The organism is Actinomadura rudentiformis (genome assembly GCF_008923185.1).
In the GTDB taxonomy this organism is placed as follows: domain Bacteria; phylum Actinomycetota; class Actinomycetes; order Streptosporangiales; family Streptosporangiaceae; genus Spirillospora; species Spirillospora rudentiformis.
This window is the reverse complement of record NZ_WBMT01000039.1, coordinates 1-19,750: the sequence shown is the minus strand read 5'-3', so window position 1 is coordinate 19,750 and position 19,750 is coordinate 1. Positions and strand designations below refer to the sequence as shown.

The 19,750-nt window shown below is 69.5% G+C and carries 19 protein-coding genes and 1 rRNA gene; 8 read left to right on the top strand and 12 right to left on the bottom strand.

What is annotated here, in order from left to right; translation table 11 throughout:
* Together F8566_RS49175 and F8566_RS49170 are read right to left on the bottom strand one after the other, a co-directional pair.
* Positions 1–1,273 (bottom strand): ABC transporter permease (locus F8566_RS49175; RefSeq protein ID WP_151571342.1); only part of this gene is annotated, 1,273 nt, incomplete at its 3' end.
* The gene (locus F8566_RS49170) at positions 1,270–1,962 is read right to left on the bottom strand and encodes an ABC transporter ATP-binding protein (RefSeq protein WP_151571340.1); all 693 of its coding nucleotides are present in this window, start codon (positions 1,960–1,962) and stop codon (positions 1,270–1,272) included. The genes F8566_RS49170 and F8566_RS49175, both read right to left, overlap by 4 nt.
* Positions 1,963–2,205: 243 nt before the next feature.
* Between F8566_RS49170 and F8566_RS49165 the strand changes: the two genes are divergently transcribed.
* Positions 2,206–3,459 carry a sensor histidine kinase gene (locus tag F8566_RS49165; RefSeq protein ID WP_151571338.1) on the top strand — a complete coding sequence of 418 codons (1,254 nt, stop codon included), beginning with the start codon at positions 2,206–2,208 and terminating at the stop codon, positions 3,457–3,459.
* Positions 3,456–4,157, top strand: a complete 702-nt coding sequence (locus F8566_RS49160) for a response regulator (RefSeq protein WP_151571336.1) — start codon at positions 3,456–3,458, stop codon at positions 4,155–4,157. The genes F8566_RS49165 and F8566_RS49160 overlap by 4 nt, the downstream gene beginning before the upstream one ends.
* 29 nt (positions 4,158–4,186) lie before the next feature.
* Here the strand turns inward: F8566_RS49160 and F8566_RS49155 are convergent, their stop codons facing one another.
* From F8566_RS49155 to F8566_RS49140, 4 genes are all read right to left on the bottom strand, one after another.
* Positions 4,187–4,843: a hypothetical protein gene (locus F8566_RS49155; RefSeq protein WP_151571334.1), complete on the bottom strand. Its 657-nt coding sequence runs from the start codon at positions 4,841–4,843 to the stop codon at positions 4,187–4,189.
* A 22-nt stretch (positions 4,844–4,865) separates the two neighbouring features.
* Positions 4,866–6,398: a phytoene desaturase family protein gene (locus F8566_RS49150; RefSeq protein ID WP_151571332.1), complete on the bottom strand. Its 1,533-nt coding sequence runs from the start codon at positions 6,396–6,398 to the stop codon at positions 4,866–4,868.
* Between the two features lie 27 nt (positions 6,399–6,425).
* Positions 6,426–7,400 (bottom strand): alpha/beta hydrolase, encoded by a 975-nt coding sequence (locus F8566_RS49145; RefSeq protein ID WP_225994233.1) that lies wholly within the window; start codon positions 7,398–7,400, stop codon positions 6,426–6,428.
* 166 nt (positions 7,401–7,566) lie between these two features.
* Positions 7,567–8,598 (bottom strand): alpha/beta hydrolase, encoded by a 1,032-nt coding sequence (locus tag F8566_RS49140; protein ID WP_151571329.1) that lies wholly within the window; start codon positions 8,596–8,598, stop codon positions 7,567–7,569.
* A 200-nt stretch (positions 8,599–8,798) separates the two neighbouring features.
* Between F8566_RS49140 and F8566_RS49135 the strand changes: the two genes are divergently transcribed.
* Positions 8,799–9,617 (top strand): thioesterase family protein, encoded by an 819-nt coding sequence (locus tag F8566_RS49135; protein ID WP_151571327.1) that lies wholly within the window; start codon positions 8,799–8,801, stop codon positions 9,615–9,617.
* A gap of 270 nt (positions 9,618–9,887) precedes the next feature.
* Here F8566_RS49135 and F8566_RS49130 read toward each other — a convergent pair whose 3' ends face one another.
* Positions 9,888–10,436, bottom strand: coding sequence for a ferritin-like domain-containing protein (locus F8566_RS49130; RefSeq protein ID WP_151571325.1), 549 nt, complete (start codon positions 10,434–10,436; stop codon positions 9,888–9,890).
* A 623-nt stretch (positions 10,437–11,059) separates the two neighbouring features.
* On the opposite strand from F8566_RS49130, the gene F8566_RS49125 reads away from it, so the two are divergent.
* The 3 genes from F8566_RS49125 to F8566_RS49115 all read left to right on the top strand — a co-directional run bounded on the left by F8566_RS49125 (position 11,060) and on the right by F8566_RS49115 (position 13,776).
* Positions 11,060–11,332: a hypothetical protein gene (locus F8566_RS49125; RefSeq protein WP_151571323.1), complete on the top strand. Its 273-nt coding sequence runs from the start codon at positions 11,060–11,062 to the stop codon at positions 11,330–11,332.
* A gap of 84 nt (positions 11,333–11,416) precedes the next feature.
* The gene (locus F8566_RS49120; protein WP_151571321.1) at positions 11,417–12,925 is read left to right on the top strand and encodes a DUF418 domain-containing protein; all 1,509 of its coding nucleotides are present in this window, start codon (positions 11,417–11,419) and stop codon (positions 12,923–12,925) included.
* Positions 12,922–13,776: a crotonase/enoyl-CoA hydratase family protein gene (locus tag F8566_RS49115; RefSeq protein ID WP_151571319.1), complete on the top strand. Its 855-nt coding sequence runs from the start codon at positions 12,922–12,924 to the stop codon at positions 13,774–13,776. The genes F8566_RS49120 and F8566_RS49115 overlap by 4 nt, the downstream gene beginning before the upstream one ends.
* On the opposite strand, the gene F8566_RS49110 is transcribed toward F8566_RS49115, so the two are convergent.
* The 3 genes from F8566_RS49110 to F8566_RS49100 form a co-directional block, all read right to left on the bottom strand.
* The gene (locus tag F8566_RS49110; protein WP_225994232.1) at positions 13,777–14,169 is read right to left on the bottom strand and encodes a DUF2752 domain-containing protein; all 393 of its coding nucleotides are present in this window, start codon (positions 14,167–14,169) and stop codon (positions 13,777–13,779) included. It abuts the gene before it with no gap.
* A gap of 67 nt (positions 14,170–14,236) precedes the next feature.
* The gene (locus F8566_RS49105) at positions 14,237–14,530 is read right to left on the bottom strand and encodes a CD225/dispanin family protein (protein ID WP_151571317.1); all 294 of its coding nucleotides are present in this window, start codon (positions 14,528–14,530) and stop codon (positions 14,237–14,239) included.
* A 109-nt stretch (positions 14,531–14,639) separates the two neighbouring features.
* Positions 14,640–15,002: a 5-carboxymethyl-2-hydroxymuconate Delta-isomerase gene (locus tag F8566_RS49100; protein WP_151571315.1), complete on the bottom strand. Its 363-nt coding sequence runs from the start codon at positions 15,000–15,002 to the stop codon at positions 14,640–14,642.
* A 1,136-nt stretch (positions 15,003–16,138) separates the two neighbouring features.
* Here F8566_RS49100 and F8566_RS49095 point away from each other — a divergent pair.
* On the top strand, positions 16,139–16,354 hold the full coding sequence (locus F8566_RS49095; protein WP_151571313.1) for a hypothetical protein: 216 nt from the start codon (positions 16,139–16,141) through the stop codon (positions 16,352–16,354).
* A 43-nt stretch (positions 16,355–16,397) separates the two neighbouring features.
* Here F8566_RS49095 and F8566_RS49090 read toward each other — a convergent pair whose 3' ends face one another.
* A complete protein-coding gene (locus F8566_RS49090) occupies positions 16,398–17,237 on the bottom strand; it encodes a pentapeptide repeat-containing protein (protein ID WP_151571346.1) in 840 nt (279 codons plus the stop codon).
* Positions 17,238–18,431: 1,194 nt separating this feature from the next.
* Positions 18,432–19,037 carry a helix-turn-helix domain-containing protein gene (locus tag F8566_RS49080; RefSeq protein WP_151571311.1) on the bottom strand — a complete coding sequence of 202 codons (606 nt, stop codon included), beginning with the start codon at positions 19,035–19,037 and terminating at the stop codon, positions 18,432–18,434.
* Between the two features lie 652 nt (positions 19,038–19,689).
* On the opposite strand from F8566_RS49080, the gene F8566_RS49075 reads away from it, so the two are divergent.
* Positions 19,690–19,750 (top strand): 16S ribosomal RNA (locus F8566_RS49075); the annotation flags it as partial.

Genomic DNA, 19,750 nt, shown 5'->3' with positions numbered 1-19,750 from the left:
CGACCGGCCGCGGCAGCGGGAGCCGCGCGGCCAGGCCGGCCGCCCGGCGGCCACGGCCCGGACGCGGCGTGCGCCCGACGGCGATGGCGTCGACGGTGCGCAGCCGTCCGGCGCGCCACGCGCTCGCCCAGGCGGTCACGGTCACCACGCCGAGCACTCCGGCGATCACCGTGGCGTCCACCCAGGGCTGGACGGTCAGGGACGTCGTGCCGTAGGCGTCCTCGGTCTCGGACAGCACCGGGACGGCGAGCAGATTGCCCGCCACGACGCCGAGCGCCGTCCCCGCCGCCGCCGGGAGCAGAGCCTGGCCCACATGGGCACGTACGACTTGGGCGGGTGTGAACCCGATGGCCTTGAGAATTCCGGTCCGGCGCAGCCCTGCGCCGACGGTGCCCGCGACCACGTTCCCGACGATGAGCACCGACATGACCAGCCCGAGGATGCCGAACGCGACGAGAAAGGGGACGAACAGCGCGATGTCGCGTTCAGCGGTCTTCTTGAGGGCGAGCCACGACTGCGTCCCTGCCACCGCCCGCACCGGCAGGCCTGCCGTCACCGCACTGCGGCCGGCGGTGACCTGCGCGGAGGTATCCGCCGAGGTGAAGCGGTAGAGCATCTGAAAGCCACCGGCTCTGCCAGGGGGTACGAGCGCGGCGATCTGCGAGGGCGCCACCCAGGCGTCGGCGGTGCGGCTGATCGAGTGGGCCGCGCCGACCACGGTCAGCACAGGGCCGCCGGGCAGATCGGAAAGCTGCAGTCGCAGGCCCATGACCTGGGAGAACGGGGAGTCGGCGGAGACCACGATCTCGCCGGGACGCGTCGCCCAGCGTCCCGCCGTCATCGTGACCCGGTCCACGGTCCCACCGGCGCCCCCGGAGGCGCCGGGGTCGGCACGCCCGACGACGGTCATCGGGGCCTCCGGCATACGCCGGCCCCCGCCGGCCCCCGGAGGCCCTCCACCGGGCAGGGGGAGGCTGCTCGCCCGCGGAGTGATCGAGGTCGTCGGGAACGGGCCGGACGCCACGGCGACCCCGGGGGCGCGGGCGGTGGCAGACAGCCGCGCGGTGGTGGTCTGGCCGGCGTCGAACTGCACGGACAGGTGTGCGCCGTGCTGCTTGGAGAAGGCGGCGTCGAAGGGGGCGCCGGAGGCCACGAGCAGCGAACCGCCCAGAACGGACGCGGCGACCGCCATCATCGTGGCCAGACCGATCACCAGTGTCTGCACCCGGCGGCGCCCCACGCCCGAGCGCACCACCCGGCCGAGCGCGCTCATCGGACGGGCTCCGACGCGAGGTCGGCGGCGATCCGGCCGTCGACCAGCTGCACCGTGCGCCGCGTGCAGGCCCTGGCCAGCCCGATGTCGTGGGTGACCACGACGATGGTCTGGCCGTCGGCGTTCAGGTCGGACAGCAACCGGCTGACGTCCTCGCCGGCGGCCGTGTCCAGCGCGCCGGTCGGCTCGTCGGCGAGCAGCAGGGGTGGGCGGTTCATCAGGGCCCGGGCCACCGCGACGCGCTGCCGTTCACCCCCGGACAGGCGACCGGGATAGGCGCCGGCGTGGCGGCCGATGCCGAGGATTTCGAGCAGTTCCGACGCTCGGCGGTGCGCCTCGCCGCGTGCCGTCCCGGCCAGCTGCGCGGGCAGGACGACGTTGTCGGCGACGGTCAGGTCGTCGAGCAGGTTGAAGAACTGGAACACCATGCCGATCTTGGACCGCCGGTAACGCGCCGCTCCGGCCTCGCCGAGGCCGTCGACGCGCACGCCGTCCACGGTGACGGTTCCGGCGTCCGGCCGGTCCAGGCCCGCCACCAGATTGAGCAGGGTGGACTTGCCGCTGCCGGACGGCCCGAGGATCGCGACGGCCTCGCCGGCCTGGACGGTCAGCGACACCCTCTGGAGCGCGGGCGGCCCTTCGTCGTACGCGCGGCTCACGTCGCGCAGCTCGATCACCGGCATGGTCATGGTCGGTCCCCTTCGGTCCTGGTCTCGCAGCTCTGCGGATCGGCAGCCCTGCGGCTATGGCGCTCTGGACGCTAGGGGCGCGGACGCCGCGCGCACGTCGGCCGCCAGGGGCATTTCGGGTACCGCGCCGGGGTGAGGCGGGCGGACGTCATCCTTGAGATGTAGGCGGCCGATGTAGCCCGTGGCCCCGGAGTGATCATCGCGACGGATGCCGTGATCCGGCGTGGCGGTGAGAATGATCCGATGATGAACGTGGGCACTGCGGGGCAGCGGTTGCGGGAGGCGGCGCGGCTCGTGACGCGGCCGTCCGGCTCGCCGCGGCGGCCCGGCCGCCTGAGCCAGGTGGGCGACGCCGTGCTGGCGCTGATCCTTACTGCGGCCGCGGTCGAATACGCCATCGACAAGGCGAACGGCCGCGGCCCGGACGCGCACGGCGTGATGGCGGCCGTGCCTCCCGCCGGAACGCACAGCGCGATCACGTTGGTGACCGTGGCGGTCGTCGCGTCCGCGGCCCTCGCGTGGCGCCGCCGCTTTCCGCTCGCGGTGTTGTGGATCGTGATGGGCGCGACCGCGTTCGCGCCGCAGGACCTGCCGAAGCTCACGTTCTACGCCTGCGTGATCGCCGTCTACAGCGCCGCCGCGTACAGCCGCTACCGGGTCCTGACGCTGGCGACTCTGCCGGTGGCGTTCGTGCTGGTCGGCACGTCCGCGAGCGCCGCCAGCCTCACCGTTTCGAACGACTACGTGCCGTTGCTGATCCTGGTTCCGCTCGCCATGACGGCCAACGGGCTCCGCACGTGGAAACTCCGGGCCGACGAGGGCCGTGCCCGGCTGGCCGCGCTGGAACGTGAGCAGGCCGAAGCGCTGCGCCGCGCGGTGGAGCACGAACGCGCCAGGATCGCCCGCGAGCTGCACGACGTCGTGACGCACAACGTCAGCGTGATGGTCATCCAGGCCGGTGCCGCCCGCAAGATCATGGCCACGGACACCGGCCAGGCGGGCGAGGCGCTGCTCGCGGTCGAATCGGGCGGCCGCGCGGCACTGACGGAACTGCGGCACGTCATGGGGCTCCTCACGATGGACGCCGACGGCCCCGGCCTGGCGCCCCAACCGGGCCTCGACCACCTGGAGACCCTGGTCGGGCGGGTGCGCGACAGCGGGCTGCCGGTCGAGCTGACCGTGATCGGGCAGGCGCGTCCCGTCCCGCCCGGAGTCGAGCTCGCCGCCTACCGCGTGGTGCAGGAGGCGCTCACCAACACGGTGAAGCACGCGTCCGGCGCGACCGCTGAGGTGACCGTCGAATACGCCCCGGACCACCTGCGGGTGGAGATCACCGATACCGGCGGCACGCCGGGCACGGCCGCGGCCACGGGGAACGGCCGCGGCCTGCTCGGTCTGCGCGAGCGCCTGGGCGTCTACGGCGGGACCCTGCACACCGGCCGGCGGTTCGGCGGCGGCTACCGTGTGAGGGCACTGATCCCCGTGGAGGCTGCGTGACCGATCCGCTGCGCGTCGTGGTCGCCGACGACCAGACGCTGGTACGCACCGGATTCCGGATGATCCTGATGGCGGACGGCATCGACGTGGTGGCCGAGGCGACCGACGGTGCCGAAGCCGTCGACGCGGTCCGCCGCACCCGTCCCGACGTCGTCCTGATGGACATCCGGATGCCGGAGCTGGACGGGCTGGAGGCGACCCGGCGCATCCTGACGGGCGCCCGGGACGAACCGCGCGTGATCATCCTGACCACGTTCGACCTCGACCGGTACGTCTACGCGGCGCTGTCCGCCGGGGCCAGCGGCTTCCTGCTCAAGGACGTCACGCCCGAACAGCTCGTCGCCGCCGTCCGCATGGTCCGTGCCGGCGACGCGCTCCTGGCTCCGGCCATCACGCGCCGCCTGGTGGAACGCTTCGCGCACCGTGACGCCGACACCTCCGCGATCCATCGTGATCTCGCCGCCCTGACCCCGCGTGAGCTCGAAGTCCTGGGCCTGCTGGCCCGGGGCCTGAGCAACGGCGAACTCGCCGGGCGCCTCCAGCTGTCCGAGGCGACCGTCAAGACCCATGTCGCCCGTATCCTCGGCAAACTCGGACTCCGCGATCGGGTGCAGGCCGTCATCGTCGCCTACGAGACCGGCATCGTCAGCGTCGGCGAACACGCCTCCGAGCACCGCCGGGCCGCCGATCAGGCCTGACTCGGAACAGGGTCGGGCTCGGCGGGCTGTCAGCTGCCGGTGGGCGAGCGCTGGGGACTGAGGGTGCGTTCGACGTAGGGGCGCAGGGCCTTGCGCACGCCATCTTCGTCGGGCTCCTGTGCGATCACGCCACCGGAATTGAGCCTGTATTGGAAGGGGCAGCTCTTCGCCCCTGCCACCTCGAACCGGCCGAGCGGCTTAGCGGTCTTAGCCTCGTACACCTGGAAGACGTACCGGACCTCCAACAGCGAGACCTTGATGGCATTGGAGGGATCGGTCTGGGTTGGGTACCGCAGATGGCCGGGCACGCGCGAATAGAGGCAGGTCCGCCTCTTCCCGGAGGAGCGGATCACGTCCTGGTACACGCAGGCCACTATCTGGACCTTGGGCGGCCCGTCACCCGGGCCCGGCTTCCAATCGAGGGGTAGCTCGATCCGTTCAACGTCGTCCTGCATCAGGACCAGTTCCACCGGATGCGGTCCCTTCCCCTGGTAAGGCGCCGCCACCTCTTCATAGCCGGTGCCGGACCGGGCCCCTCCGGCGGGGCCGTCAGGGCAGAACCCGAGTTTGGGAGCCGGCGACGGCTCCGGGGGGTCGTCGAGCATGGCGAAGACCTGCACGCCGCCCAAGATCACAACCACGCCGATGGCCAAGGCGATGAACGACCAGCGGTCTGACTTGCGCATGTTCGAGCCCTTCCGAGTGCGGCTAGGCCGTTTCGAGGACGGCGCGGGCGGCGTTGTGTCCCGGGATGCCGCTGACGCCGCCTCCGCGTCGCGCGCCCGCGCCGCACAGCAGCACCCGCGGATGCGCCGTCTCGACTCCCCAGCGTCCGGTCTCGGCCGGGTCCTCGGCGTACGGCCAGGACAGGTCGCAGTGGAAGATGTGACCGCCCGGCAGGCCGGCCTCGTTCTCCAGGTCGACGGGCGTCTTCACCTCAAGGCAGGGCGCGCCGTCCGGTGTGCGCAGCAGGCAGTCCTCGATGGGCTCGGCGAGGACGGCGTTGAACGAGCCGAGCGTGGCACGCAAGGCCTCTTCACGCGCGCGCGCCGGATCGGTACGGAACAGGCGGGCGGGCATGTACAGGCCGAAGAGCGTGAGGGTGTGCGCCCCTGCCGACCGCAGCTCCGGACCGAGGATCGAAGGATCGGTGAGCGAGTGGCAGTACACCTCGGCTGGCGGCAGGGCGGGGATGCGGCCCGCGGCGGCTTCGGCGTGTGCGACCGCGAGCTGTGCGCGCCCCTCGTTGATGTGGAAGGTGCCGCCGAACGCCTCGTCAGGCCGGACGGCGGCATCGCGGAGGCGGGGGAGGCGTGACAGCACCATGTTGATCTTCAGCTGCGAGCCCTCGGGGGCCGGCGGTGCCGAAGATCCGCCCGTGAGGCGGGCCAGGACGGCCGGGGGCACGTTGGCCAGGATCCACTTCGCGCTGACGGCGTGCTCCGCGCCGTTCTCGTCCCGGAACGTCACCTCCCCGGACGGGTCGATCGCCACGACCTCCATGCCGGTGCGCAGGTCGGCCCCGGCGGCGCGGGCGGTGCCGGCCAGGTCCGCGGTCAGCGCGCCCATGCCGCCGACGGGCACGTTCCAGTCGCCGGTCCCGTCGCCGACGACGTGGTAGAGCAGGCACCGGTTGGCGAGCAGCCCCGGATCCGCCGGATCGGCGAACGTGCCGATCAACGAGTCGGTGAGCACGACCCCGCGGACGACGTCGTCCGCGAACCGTTCGGCCACGACCTCGCCGATCGGCCGCTCGAACAGATCGCGCCAGGCCTCCTCGTCGTCGACCAGCCGCCGCAGCCCGTCACGGTCGCGCAGCGGCTCCAGCAGCGTCGGCGCCACGCGCCGGGCGACGTGCCCGGCCAGCTCATAGAACCGCCGCCACGCCTCGAAGTCCTTGCCGCCGCCGGTGACGCCGGAGAACGAGGCTGCGGTGCGTCCGGGATCGTCGTTGTCGACCAGCAGGCCGCCGTCGCCGAGCGGGGTGTATGAGGCGAACCGGCGGCGGCGCAGCTCCACGCGCAGGCCCAGGTCCCCGACGACCTGCGACGGCAGCAGGCTGACCAGGTACGAGTAGCGGGACAGCCGCGCGTCCACACCCGGGAACACCCGTTTGGACACGGCCAGGCCGCCGAGATGGTCCAGGCGTTCCAGGACCAGCACCCGGCGGCCCGCCCGAGCCAGGTACGCGGCCGCCACGAGCCCGTTGTGGCCACCGCCAACGATCACAGCGTCATACATGTGACCAGGAGATCACACGCGAGGCGGCTATCGGTTGAGCGCCTCCAGCAGTGAGGGATAGGCGAGGTGAAGTTCGCGCTGCCAGTAGGGCCAGTCGTGCTGGCCGTCGTAGAAACGCGTCGTCACCGGGATGCCCAGGCTGCGGAGCCGCCCGCTGAACGCCTGGGCGTGGTCGTACGTCGCGGACTCCACCAGGTCGGTGAGGATCGACCCGCCGAGGGGCCCGCGCCGCCCGTTGCCGCTGGTCACCCGCAACTGGACGCCGCTGAGCCGGCCGGCGAGGTCGTAGGGGTTGTGGGCGTGCCAGATCGCGGCCTGGTCGTCGGGATCGCCCCAGACACGCCGCCAGTCGGTGCCGGGGCAGGCGAAGGCCGGTCCCCAGCCGGTGGAGTCGTTGCCCGGACGGTGGCCGTACAGCGTGTGCAGGTAACCGCTGAACGACACGGCCGCCCTGAACGAGCCGGGGAACCGCGCCGCGTACAGCATGGTGCCGAGGCCGCCCATCGAGTTGCCGGCGATCACGCGGGCCCTGCCCGCCCGGTAGCCGCGCTCCAGGATCTGCCGGAGCTCGGTCATGTGGAACGTCTCCCAGCGGGGCGGGCCGCCCTGCCCGTGGTTCCACCAGTCGGAGTAGTTGCCGCAGCGGCCGCCGTTCGGCATGACGACCAGCACGTCGGACGTCGCGGTGAGCTGCTCGACGTCGGTGTCGCGCGTCCAGGCGGTGTAGCCGTCGACGCCGCCGTGCAGCAGCCAGAACGTCGGCCAGGTGCGCGAGGCGGTGCGCGACCAGCCGGGCGGCAGAAGCAGCCGCACTTTCTCCTCGCCGCCCATCGCGGGCGACTCGATGGTCAGGTCCAGTGTGCGCGGGGCGACCATTGTCTCGTCGACGACGGTCGCTCCGGAAGTTGCCATCACCGGTCCGGAGGTACGGATGGTGTGGCCGAGGGAGAAGAGCAGGATGAACGCCCCCACCAGCGCGGTGAGGGTGATGCGTCGACCCAATGCGGGGGCCTTTCGGGAACGGCGGAGGGTTGTCCCGAATATTCCCGTCAGCGCATTGTGTCAGCGCTCGCTTATGCATTTATCAAATACATTTGAGCGCGGAATGCCGCCGCCCGGCATCCGTGGTCAGGCGGTGGGGCGGGTGGTTTGGCGGTGGGTCCGGTGGTCAGGCCCTCTTGCCGGCTCCGAGGGACTTCATCAGGGTCGGCCAGATGAACTTCGCCTCGCGGATCCACGCGGGCCAGTTGTGCCGGCCGTTGCCGTAGATGTGCGCGGTGTAGGGCACGCCGACCGCGTCGAGCCGCTTGCGGAACTCGTTGTTGCTCGCGCCCACCGCGATCTCGCTCAGCAGGCCGATGTCCCAGGGCGCGACGTTGGGGTCACCTGGGCCGGGCCTGCCCGTCGTGCCGGACGAGAAGAAGATCCCCGTGCCCCGCAGCTTCGCGGCGAGCGCGTGCGGGTCGTATGACGCCCAGTTGGCGTCATCGGCGAACGGGATGCCCCAGATGGCGAACGGATCCTGCCCGTTGCCCGCGTTCGTGAACATCAGCATCGCCTGCATGCCCGGCGTACGCATCGACAGGACGCCGCTGAGCGACGCCGCGTACCGGAAGAGTCCCGGGTGGCGCCCGGCGTAGCTGATCGCGCCCTGCCCGCCCGAGGAGTTGCCGATCGCCGCCCGCGCGCCGCCGCCCCGGTAGTTGCGCTCGATGAGCTGGCGGACCTCCTGGGTGTGGAACGTGTCCCACCTGGGGGATCCCCCCTTGCCGTAGTTGTACCAGTTGGCGTACGAGCCGTTGGACGCCTCGGGCATGACGACGATGACGCCGTAAGCGGCGGCCCAGGACTCGATGTCGGTGTTCTTGGTCCAGGACGTGTAGTTGTCCTGGCCGCCGTGGTAGGCGTACAGCACGGGCCAGGTGCGGGTGGCGTTCTGCTTCCAGCCCGCCGGGACCAGGATGCGGGTCTTCACCGACCTGCCGAGCGCGGGCGACTGGATGGTGATGTCGAACGTGCGCGCCGCGATCCGGGCGGTCTTGGTGATCCGCGCGCCGTCCGCCGCAGGCCGCGGCTTGGGGGCGGCCTGCGCCGGGCCGGTGCTGACGACGCCGATGCCCAGGACGGTCGCGGCGATCGTTCCGGTTGCCAACGAGCGGCGCCGGCGAGTGGACGAACGGCGGTGGACCAGGGCTGTCATCTGTCACCTCGCAACGGTGCGCAGCCCGGGCGACCACGCGGCTGACAGGTGAGTCTGGTCATGATGCGCAGGAGGTGACAATAGATCCGAGTGACAATTAACGATCAAATACCTGTTGAGAACTGAGTCCCCGGCTGCGTCTGGACACGTGTTCTACGATTGCCTAGAACATTATTCTGGTCCGTCGGAAGGGGAGTCGGATGGCGACCGGGGAGCCGCCCGCCGCGGCGTTCTACGAGCCGCTCGGAGACGACCGGTTCGCCGGCAGTTCGGCGACCGCGGGTCCATGGGCGCCGGAATTCCAGCACGCCGGTCCGGTGTCGGCGCTGCTCGGGCGCGCATTCGAACGCCACGGCCCCGGGCCGGGCGGCGGCCGGGTGGGACGGGTGACCGTCGAGATCCTCGCGCCGGTCCCGGTCGCCCCGCTGCGGGTCACGACGCGCGTCGTACGGCCCGGGAAGCGGGTCGCCCTCCTCGAAGGCGAGCTGGCTCACGAGGGGCGGACCGTCGCCCGCGCCACCGCGTGGCGGATCACGGCCGCGCCGGAGGGTCTCGAGCCGATCGAGAACGCGCCGGTGCCCCCGCCCCTGCCCCCGCCCGACTCGCTCTCGTCGGCGGCGTTCGAAGGATGGGCCGGCATGCATCTGGACGGCTATCTGTCCTCGATGGAGTGGCGCTTCGTGCGGGGCTCCTTCTCGCAGCCGGGGCCGGGTGAAGTCTGGGCACGCGCGAAGATCCCGCTCGTCGCGGGTGAGGCCGACTCGCCCCTGGTGCGCACGCTCGTTCTCGCCGACAGCGCCTCGGGCGTCGGCAGCCAGATCGACTTCGCGAAATGGCTGGTCATCAACACCGATCTGACCGTCGCACTGCACCGGGACCCCATCGGAGAATGGCTCTTCATGAGCGCCCGGCTTCACGCCTCGCCGGGCGGAAGCGCCCTGGCCGAATCGACGCTCGCCGACACCTCAGGCTCCTTCGGCCGAGGCCTGCAGACACTCTTGGTGGACACCCAGCCCTAGGGACGTCGGGTCAGGCGGGGGCTTCCCCATGAGTCCTATGAGTGACGTGCAGGCGGATCAGGAGATTCCACTCAGGAGATTCCACGAGGGGACGGCCTCGTGCACGCCGTTCAGCCGATCGATGACCTCGGTGCCGACCCGCTGGGGCGGCGCTGAAGTGAGCGCGGCGGTGCGCGCGTACGGTCCCGTTCTGACCCGTGCGCTGAACGGCCGGCCGGATCGCCCCTGTGCAGGACGGCCGCTGTCGAAGCGCATTCGCGGGCCCGGCCTTCAGGACGACGTGAGGTCCTTGGGCAGCCGCTCGAGCAGGCTGCGCAGGTCGTCCGCGTGGTCCTCCTCGTCGGCCAGCAGGTCCTCGAACACGCGGCGGGTGGTGGGGTCGCCGTTGCCCAGCCACTGGATGATCTCGGTATAGGACGTGATCGCGACACGTTCGGCGATCAGGTCCTCCTTGATCATTTCGACCAGGTCGAGGCTGGCGTCGTAGTGGGTGTGCGAACGGCCGGCCAGGATCTCGGGGTTGAAGTCGGGCTCCCCGCCGAGCTGCGTGATCCGGTGCGCCAGCTTGTCGACGTGCTCGTACTCGTCGGCGGCGTGCTCCTGGAACTCGGCCACCACGCTCTCGGAGTAGATGCCGGTCGCGGTGTAGGCATGACGCTTGTAGCGCAGCACGCACACCAGTTCGGTGGCGAGGGCCTCGTTGCACACCTGGATGACCCGCTGGACGTCCGCGTCGTACGCCTCGGTCACGGGACCCTTGTCGATCTCCGCGCGGGCGCGCTCGCGCAACGTGGTCACGTCACTCAGAAACTCGGCCATGTTCCGGGCCGTCCTCTCCGCTCGATGTTCCTCGCGTCTTCCCTCCCCGCTGGTCGTTGACCTATCCCGGCCTCAGGCAACATCTCGGCCGGGCGGCGCGGCCTGGCAGGACGACCGGCGGAATTCCGGGAGACCCTGCAATTCCGGCCGACCCTGCCTTGAGGGCGCTTGCCGCGTGACGGCGGCGTCGGGATCATGCCCTGACGGGACGGAATCCGGTTTCGCCGCCCCCTGCGGCCGGCGTGCGCGTCTCCTTCTGGACGACGGGCGCCGGGTGTTCGTCAAGGCGGCCGGGGAGGAACTGAACGCGGACACCCCCCCGCTTGCATCGGGCCGAGGCCGAGTGGCTGCCGCGATACCCACGTCCGCGCCCGTGCCGTCCTTTCTGACCTCGTTCGACCAGAACGGCTGGGTGGCGCTTCTCTTGAGGGCATCGACGGCCATATGCCGCGGCAACCGTGGGATCCGGACGAGCTGCGCCGCGTTCTTGACGCCCTCACTGATCTCGCCGAGGTGATGACGCCGTCTCCCATCGAGGTGCCGTCGGCATGTGAACGCTTCGCGGGAGCCTTCCGCGGCTGGCGCGCCCTGGCCGGTGGCGAAGACGCCTCCGGCCTGGACCCTTGGGCAGCACGGCGCCTTGGTTCGACCTGCTGGGGATGCTGCCGAGCGTCCGGCTGCAAGGCGGCCCGCCACCCGAGCAGGTCTTCGATGCCCACCCGGCCGCAGGCCGCGCCGGCGACGCGGCGGTGACGGCCGTTCTCGCGGCGTTTGCGGGCTATTTCGTGTGGTTTGGCCGCCAGCCTGCTCCTTCAGGGCTGCCCACCCAGCGGGCGTTCCAGCGAGCCCAAGGGGAGATCGCCCTGATGTGGCTACACCGCCGCACCGGCTGGTAGTCGCTACGAACGCTCGACTTAGGTTGACGGTCCGTAGCCATAGGGACGATGCCCTGCTGCAAGGCGATTTCTAGCGTCAGGGGAATGCACGGAACCGCACGTTCAGAAGGACACGAACAAGCCGAAGAACACGGCCAGCCGGTAGGAGACTGCCCGGCGGACGAACTCGGCCAGTCGGTGGCAGGCGACCTGGTGGTGGCAGATGGGCAGTCGGTGGTAGGCGGCCGGTCGGTGGTGGACGGGTGGACGGTTGACGGGCAGGCGGAGGGGCGCGGGCAGGCGGGGGGACTCGGGCGGGCGGAGGGAGGCGGGCCCGGCGTGGCGCTGGGCCGGAGGGGGGTCGCGCGTGGGGCGGTGCGGGCGGGGGAGCGGGCGTTGGCTCCCGACCTGGCGCGTGGCCTCATGTTGCTGCTGATCGTCCTGTCCAACACGGCCTTCTACCTGTACGCGGCGCGGCATGGGGCGTCCGGCTGGCATCCGGTCGAGGGGTCTCCGGTCGACCGCGCCGTGCAGTTCCTGATGATCGTGACGCTCGATCTGCGCGTTTATCCGTTGTTCGCGTTCCTCTTCGGCTACGGGATGATGCAGCTCTACCTGCGGCAGCGGGCCGCAGGCACCGGGGAACGCGCCGCGGTGAGCATTCTCCGCAGGCGCAGCCTCTGGCTGATCGTCTTCGGCCTCCTGCACGCGACGCTACTGATGGCCGGTGACATCCTGGGCGCGTACGGGGTCGCCGGCCTCGTGCTCGGCTGGTTGTTCATCCGGCGCGCGGACCGGACCCTGCTCGTGTGGGGCCTGGTCTTCGGAGCGTTGACGCTGCTGCTCGCAGGTCCCGCGCTTTGGGCGGCGGCCACGGGCGACATCGGGGCCTACGGCAGCACGGACACTCCTCCCTCCACCGAGGCCTACGCCTCCGGCGAGGACAACCCGTTCATCGCGGCACGCACCCGTCTTGAGACCGGCCTGTTCGTGACTGTCGCAGGCGGGCTCGTCTCGGTCATCCTGCCGCAGTTCCTGCTCGGCTTCTGGGCAGCGAGGCGGCGGATCCTCGAAGAGCCCGGGCGTCACCTCCGGCTGCTGCGGTGGACCGCAGTCATGGGCATCACGATTGGTTGGCTGGGGGCGCTCCCCGCCGCGCTCGCACATGTCGGAGCGGTGGACGTCCCAGGTGCCGCCGTCAGCGAGACGGGAGTGCTCTCCCAGTTGCGGGAGGTGACCGGCATCCCGTGCGGCATCGGTTACGTGGCCTGCTTCGGGCTCATCGCACACCGGATGTCGGCCCGGACACGCCAGAGCCGTCCCGTGGTGGCGGTCGCTGCCGTCGGCAAACGCTCGCTCTCCACGTATCTCGGCCACTCGCTGCTCTTCTCGCCGATCCTGGCCGCGTGGGGGCTCGGGCTGGGCGCCCACATGAGCAGCGCCACCATGGCGCTCTTCGCCGTCGGCGTCTGGCTGGTCACCGTGGCCGCGGCGTACGCCCTGGAACGCGCCGGCCGCCGCGGGCCGGCCGAGGTGGTGCTGCGCCGGTTGATGTACGGACGCCGTGAGATCGTGAACGGGACAGCCGCGACGGAGAGGCAGGCCCCGACATGACCGACCGCGTGACCGTTGCCGTCGACGAGGGCGTTGCCGACGTACGGCTGAACCGCCCGGACAAGCTCAACGCCCTCGACATGGCCACGATCGAAGCGCTCGTCGAAGCCGGGGACCGGATCGCCGCCGACTCCTCGGTCCGCGCGGTCGTGCTGTCTGGAGAAGGGCGCTCGTTCTGCGCGGGGCTCGACTTCGCCAACTTCGCCGCGATGGCCGACACCCGGTCGGACGGCGACGAGCACGACGGCGACGAGCAGGGTGGCGGACGCTTCAAGCGCCTGCTGACCGACATCACCGAACGCGAGCCGGGCCGCATCACCAACCTTGGCCAGCAGGCGGCACACGCCTGGCGCGAGCTACCCCAACCCGTCATCGCGGCGGTCACCGGCCATGCTCTCGGCGGCGGCCTCCAGATCGCCCTTGGCGCCGACATCCGCATCGTCGCGCCCAGCGCCCAGCTGTCGGTGCTGGAGATCCGCTGGGGCCTGGTCCCCGACATGACCGGCACCGCCGCTCTCATCCGGCTCGTCGGGGAGGACGTCGCCAAGGAACTGACGTTCACGGGCCGTATGGTCTTGGGCGAGGAAGCCGTCCGGCTCGGCCTCGCGACCCGTACCGCCGATGACCCTCGGCAGGCCGCCACCGACCTCGCGCGCGAGATCGCAGCCAACAGCCCGGATGCCGTCCGCGCCGCCAAGCGGCTCCTCAACCGCGCCGCCGACCGCGACCTGGCTGGCCAGTACCTCGAAGAGTCCCGCGAGCTGGGCGCCCTGCGCGGCTCGCCCAACCAGGCCGAAGCCGTCCGCGCCTACTTCGAGAAGCGGCCCGCCTCCTACTCGGACCCTGCCTGATCAGGCGGCGAGGAAGGAGCCGAACGGGAGATTGCGTACCAGCCAGAACAGCAGGACGAGGGCCAGGAACCCCCAGAGCAGCCGCGGATCCGCGAGTGTGGTCCGTACCGGGCGGCCGCGGGCGCTGGCGATGGTCCAGCGGATCCAGAAGAAGGCCAGCACGGGGATCATCGCGACGGCGAAGATGTTCAGCCCGAAGGCTTCGCCGAGGTTTCCGTGCGCCAGAGCGTGGATGGTGCGGAGCGAACCGCAGCCCGGACACTGGTAACCCGTCAGCGCCAGGAACGGGCACGTCGGATAGTGGCCGCTCTCGTTCGGGTCGACGACGGCGAGATATGAGACGACGGCGGTGGCGGCCACGAGGACGCCCATCGGCCTCGCCAACCTGGACACCGGCCCGCCTCTCAGGGAAGAGGCGGGCCGACGCACGTACGACATGAGTTGGATTATCCCCCTGCCGTCAGCTGTTGCTCGACGCAGCCACGAGGATCACCGCGTAGATGAGGCCGAAGATCAGCCCGGCGACCGCGGAGACGATGGCCCAGGTCTTGGCGTTGTTGGACGCCTTCTGCGCGCCCGCGTAGTCGCCGGCCTGCCACTTGGAGTTGACCTGCGTGGAGAAGACGATCGATGCGATACCCGCCGGCAGACAGCAGAAGAGGGTGGTGAGAATCGCCCAAACGAGGTGGTTGGGTGGAGGGGGTCCCGACGGAGTGGAGGGGTAGTCGCCGTAGCCGGGAGTCTTGTAGCTCATGTGCAGTGAACCTCCGAAGCATGGGAGTGCGTCAGTGATGTTGACGTTGCTCCCGGTGTATTGGTTCTCGTAACCCTCTGAACAGGCCGCCTGTGGCCACGAGAAGTCCTCATTGGAGGACGTGTTTGTGGTAGTGGCCGCCTTCGAGGTCGCGTACTTTGACCGTTGCCTGTGTGGAAAGCCCGCCGGCGTCGCCGAGATGATCCACCAAGAGGTCGAGGGCGGTCTGTCCCAGCTTCTGCTTGGTCTCCGGGCTCCGGCCGGGCAAGATCGCCAGGTCGACATGGACCATCGCATCGGTCTCCGCACCCGCCCCGATGACGACCTCGTCGAGGCGGTGGAAGCGCGTCTTGAAGCTACTCAGCGTGCTGTCGATCAGTGCGGACGCCTCCGCGTGCAGCGCCAGCGCGAACGCCCGCCGGTCGAATCTCTCAGCCAGCTGAGCGGAGTACTCGACGGTGATCTGCGGCATGGGCCTCCCCTGGTCAAGCGGCGACAGCGTGCTATGACACTCCCAGGTTAGTGATCGTCACAGCTCGAAGTCGAACAGGGGGTTGTGCCTGGCAGCAGGCCTGCTGAGATCGAGCCCTCCACCTTCATTCAGCCTTAGGGACCACTCCCGGCCGCCGCTGATGCTGCCGTACCCGAACAGGTAGCGGTCAGTGGCACCCCAGTGGCAGCCGTTCGTGTGGTGGCTCAGGGAGGCGCCGTCGGCAGTGACCTGGTCGGGCAGGGTGCATGGCCCGAAGCGGTGATCGTGTACGGGATGGGAGCTGTCATGGGACCGGACACACCGTGATCACCTCCGACTTCGCGCTCGATTCCGAGATCGTGATTTCGGCGTTAGTGGTGTGTTGGAGGGGCAGGCGAGTGCAATTGCGTTGTCAGCTTCTGGTCCGCGGTCGGTGGTGCTCTTCTCGTGAGAGGCGTTGCTGGAGAGCCGCAGGGGGGCCTGACTGATGGTGAGGCCGCAGGGAGGCTGGTGGTGAGACTGCGTGATGCTGGCGGGGGCGATGCAGCGCCGTGAACACCCGGGTGCCGCGGTTGCGTGGTTGGTCCCGGCGGGCGGTGACGATGCGGGGGCGTAGTCATGCGGTGATGCGGTGGCGCAAGCGGGCCGGAAGCGACGAGCGCTAACTTGCGGGGATCTACGCAATGCGCGCCGTACGGAGCGGCAGAGGCCGACTACAGGATGAGTTGCCGACGTGAGGCTGCGGCTCCCCGTGCGTGGTGGGGTGGGGCCAACGACTTCCACCACGGCCCCGGCAACCCCCTGGGCTGTTCGTCCACCTCAGCCAGCTGGATACCCAGTGGCACTCTCCCCGGCGCGCAGAGCACTGATCGTGCCCAGAATGGGTCCATGGTTCGGTCATCGCCCCGGCTAGCCAAGTGATCAAGGCGGCTACCCGCACCGATCGATCTGCTGCGTGCCGAGGCTGCCCGCCGCGGCGTGAGGATCCATATCGTCTGTGATCCGATCAACGCACTGGAATATTGCTGGCGTGGTGCACGCTGCTTGCACACCGCCGACGATCCGGACGCCGAACAACAAGCGGCCATCTGGGCGCTGGCCTGCTGGCCGGCAACACCGACCAGGTCATTGACGACATGAACGCCCGGGCCGCAGCCCTTCCCTGCGACCGGCGGTCCGGGCTGGAGACCGCCGCCCGCCACCTGTCTCGCCACCGCGAGTTCCTGCACTACGACCAGGCCTTGGACAAGGGCCGGCCGATCGGTTGGAGATCACCGGCGCGAGGTGGGGCCTGGCCGGAACACCGCGTTCACCAAGCCCGCCACCAGGAGGAGTACGCACTCACTGCTTGATCGACAGTCACCGAATTCGAGCCACACCCATCCCCGGTCGTGGTCACCAGTGAGCGGGACGGGTGAGTGTGGTGGAGAGCTTGGTGGCGGTGTCGCCCTTGGCGGCGTTGAGCTGGGGTTGGGTGAGAAAGATGCTTCCGGTGAGGTCTGCTCCGTCGAGTCGTGCGTCTCGGAGATCCGCGCCGATCAGGTCGGCTGTTCTCAGGTCGGCGTTGGTGAGGTCGGCGGCGATGAGGTAGGCCCCGCGAAGGTTGGCACCCCTGAGGTCGGCGCCTTGGAGCTTTGCGCCGATGAGGTCGGCTCCTCGGTGGTTCTTCTTGCTGCCGGGGATCTCGGCGCGAACCAGTTCGCTGGCGTGGAGAAGAAGGGCGTTGACGTCGTGGCGGAGCGAAGTGATGTCGAGCTGGGCGATGGTCTCGGCGTCGCGGTGGGTGAGCTGCTCGGTCCGGTCGAGGGCCTGGCGGAGTTCGTCGGCGATGGGGCTGGCCGCCGGTAGGGCCAGCGCCTCGGTCATGTACCAGAGCAACTCGTGGAGCTGCCGCATGAGCGGGAACACCTCGAACATCTGCCGTGCGACAAGGGGTGAGCGCCGCCAATCCTGTCCAGAGAAGGTGATCTGGGAGACCTTCTGGCCTGCGCCGTGGCAGTCGAAGACGGTACAACCGGGAAATCCTCGCTCCCGCAGGTTTGCGTGGATGCCGCAGCGGAAGTCGGACTGCAGGTTGGGGCATGGCCGCCCGGCGTCCTTGTCGATCGCGAAGTCGGCTGAAGCGGCGAAGGGCAGTGCGACACAGCACAGCCCGAAGCAGTTGGCGCAGTCGGCATGCAGACCTAGGCGATCTCTGTCGGTGGCCGGTGCTTCGGACTCGTCGGGCACGTGCATGTTCTCCCTGCAGGTGAGCGCCGCGCTGTACCGCGCTCTAGACAAGATCCATTCTTCCAGCCACGCGTTGACCGCTGTGTCAGGCGCTGCCGAACGTTGCCATGCGCTGCTGCAACTCCCAGTCAGAACGCAAGCCGTTCGACGAAGTTCCGACAACGCCTCGCGCCCCTTGAGCCGCTGTGATCTGGGCAAGCGCTACGCCTCGGTCACGTCCAGCGGAGTGGTGTAAGAGATCGGCCTTCGCGTGATCAGCCAAGCCGCCGGCAGCGCCAGCCGAAGCGGGTCAGACCACCACCGACTCGCTCCGCCAGTGCGTCCAGGCTGTAGCCGCGGGCCAGTCGGCCACAACGCAACGCCGCACCGTCCAACCGCGCCAACCATGCATGACCGGCACCACGTGGCACCCAGTCTGCGCAGGTCTCGCATGACGCACGCCAGGCCAGCGACGAGGCTGGCGCCTGACCAGCGGGTCCCGCACACCGCGCCAACCGAGTCTACCTGCGAGGACGCGGCATCGGCTGCACGATCCCGCCCAGGGCCGACCAGCTCCGCCACTGTAAGAACCAGGGCCGCCATGGTGGACGGCCGCCCGCGTTCTGCCCTCTGGATTACCAGCGGCGGCACGTCGTGGAGTGCGCCATCAACCGGCTCAAACGCCACCGTGCCGTGGCCACCAGTATGACAAGCTCGCCGTCCGCTACGAGGCCGCCCTCCACATCGCCGTCATCACGACTGGCTCCTGACCTCATTTTGAGACAGGCCCTATTAGTGAGAGATGCACGGATGCATGGGGCGCCTGAGCACACGGCGGTGTGCTTGCCCGGTCCCGTACAGCGGCGAAGGAGCTTCGAGATAGCGCAGGATCGGTCAACGCCCAGTCCGTCGTTCCAACCTGGCTCGACGAATCCGGCTGCCACGCCTTGCCACGTGGATCGCTTGACCGAAGCGTCTCAGCGGTCGGCCTCGATCATCATCTGGGTCTGATCCGGGCAAAACGTGCTTACCCGGATCCAGTTGGGAGGGAAGAACGGGGCCGACGACGTGGGCCGCCAGGTGACCAGCAGACGGGATGGTGCGTGGCACTCCGAGTGCCAAGGAGAGCCGTGAGAGAGAGTGGGCGAACTCGGCTCAGCGTCAACGTTGAACCGAGATGTCCCAACGGCCATCGGGTACTTGTAACTGGCAGAGCCACGCTCAGGCGTCGCCGGACCCCGTCGATCGGCTCTTTGGTTGTGCGCGTACGTGGATGCGTTCCCCCTGGGGGCCGAAGAGGCTGAGGACTTCGACCGGACCTTCACCGGTGCTGCCGAACCAGTGCGGAAGGCGTGTGTCGAACTCCGCGACCTCGCCCGCCCGCATGACGATGTCGTGGTCGGCGAGGATGAGTCGCAGGCGGCCGGACAACACGTACATCCATTCGTAGCCCTCGTGCACGCGCGGGTCAGGTTCGCACTGCTCGTTCGGGATCACCATCTTGAATGCCTGCACGCCTCCCGGCTGCCGCGTCAGCGGGACGATGGTCCGGCCGTTCGCCTGGCGAGGGGTGAGACGGATGCGCGGGTCACCCACCTCGGGGGCGCCGACGAGCTCGTCCAGCGGCACCTGGTGGGCCTGTGCGATCGGGAGCAGCAACTCCAGGCTGGGCCGGCGCTGCCCGGACTCCAGCCGCGACAGTGTGCTCTTGGAGATGCCCGTCACCTCCGCGAGCGAGGTGAGGGTGACACCGCGCTCGATTCGGAGTCGCTTGAGGCGCGGCCCGACCTCGGCCAGGGCGTTGGCGATCGCTTTGGAGTTCTCCATGAGGTCATTTCACCTGGCGGTTCCCAGAACTGGCAACTCAGGTTGTCGGCGCAGTGCGTGTCGGGAGGCCGGCCGCGATTTGGACGGAGGCTGGCCGCGATTTGACGTACGGGCGCGGACCGCATAGATTCTCCCCTTGTCCCTGGAGGGAAGCGTGACGCCTGCGCGGCGGCCGTTCCGCAGGGAAGCCATCGAATGATCATGAGGGTGTGGTTTTCCATGCCCTCCGCATCGCGGTGGGTCGGAATGGCTGATTTTGACAACTCGGCCGGATCTGATGAAATAGCAACACCCGCCGGGAAAGGGCCGCGAAAGCGGATCAGGGAACGGTGGATCAGAAAAGACCGGAAATTGACAAGCCGGACGGATCTGATAAAGTAAAAGAGTCGCCTCCGAACAGGAAACGCGAAAGCGAATCTCAACGGTGGGTGTCCGTTTCTTGAGAACTCAACAGCGTGTTAAAAGCCAGTGCCTTTATAGGCCAGGCACTTTGTGTCTGGTCTCCCCGTGGCCATGACCCCTTTTTGTGGGGGGTTGTGGTGGGGATTTCTTTGAGGCAAAGCGACCCCTTTTTCGAGGGGCTGCATTGCTGGGATTTTCTCTGAGGTTTGGCGGCCTGGGCCCTTGTGGGGGTTTGGGTTGTCGTTGGGCCTTGATGGAGAGTTTGATCCTGGCTCAGGACGAACGCTGGCGGCGTGCTTAACACATGCAAG

Excerpts from the sequence above, each read along its gene's own strand:
- F8566_RS49080 (WP_151571311.1), bottom strand. The coding sequence starts at position 19,037 with ATGGAGAACTCCAAAGCGATCGCCAACGCCCTGGCCGAGGTCGGGCCG.
- F8566_RS49155 (WP_151571334.1), bottom strand. The coding sequence starts at position 4,843 with ATGCGCAAGTCAGACCGCTGGTCGTTCATCGCCTTGGCCATCGGCGTG.
- F8566_RS49115 (WP_151571319.1), top strand. The coding sequence starts at position 12,922 with ATGACCGACCGCGTGACCGTTGCCGTCGACGAGGGCGTTGCCGACGTA.
- F8566_RS49140 (WP_151571329.1), bottom strand. The coding sequence starts at position 8,598 with ATGACAGCCCTGGTCCACCGCCGTTCGTCCACTCGCCGGCGCCGCTCG.
- F8566_RS49165 (WP_151571338.1), top strand. The coding sequence starts at position 2,206 with ATGATGAACGTGGGCACTGCGGGGCAGCGGTTGCGGGAGGCGGCGCGG.
- F8566_RS49100 (WP_151571315.1), bottom strand. The coding sequence starts at position 15,002 with ATGCCGCAGATCACCGTCGAGTACTCCGCTCAGCTGGCTGAGAGATTC.
- F8566_RS49135 (WP_151571327.1), top strand. The coding sequence starts at position 8,799 with ATGGCGACCGGGGAGCCGCCCGCCGCGGCGTTCTACGAGCCGCTCGGA.
- F8566_RS49170 (WP_151571340.1), bottom strand. The coding sequence starts at position 1,962 with ATGACCATGCCGGTGATCGAGCTGCGCGACGTGAGCCGCGCGTACGAC.
- F8566_RS49095 (WP_151571313.1), top strand. The coding sequence starts at position 16,139 with ATGAACGCCCGGGCCGCAGCCCTTCCCTGCGACCGGCGGTCCGGGCTG.
- F8566_RS49105 (WP_151571317.1), bottom strand. The coding sequence starts at position 14,530 with ATGAGCTACAAGACTCCCGGCTACGGCGACTACCCCTCCACTCCGTCG.
- F8566_RS49090 (WP_151571346.1), bottom strand. The coding sequence starts at position 17,237 with ATGCACGTGCCCGACGAGTCCGAAGCACCGGCCACCGACAGAGATCGC.
- F8566_RS49120 (WP_151571321.1), top strand. The coding sequence starts at position 11,417 with ATGCACGGAACCGCACGTTCAGAAGGACACGAACAAGCCGAAGAACAC.
- F8566_RS49150 (WP_151571332.1), bottom strand. The coding sequence starts at position 6,398 with ATGTATGACGCTGTGATCGTTGGCGGTGGCCACAACGGGCTCGTGGCG.
- F8566_RS49130 (WP_151571325.1), bottom strand. The coding sequence starts at position 10,436 with ATGGCCGAGTTTCTGAGTGACGTGACCACGTTGCGCGAGCGCGCCCGC.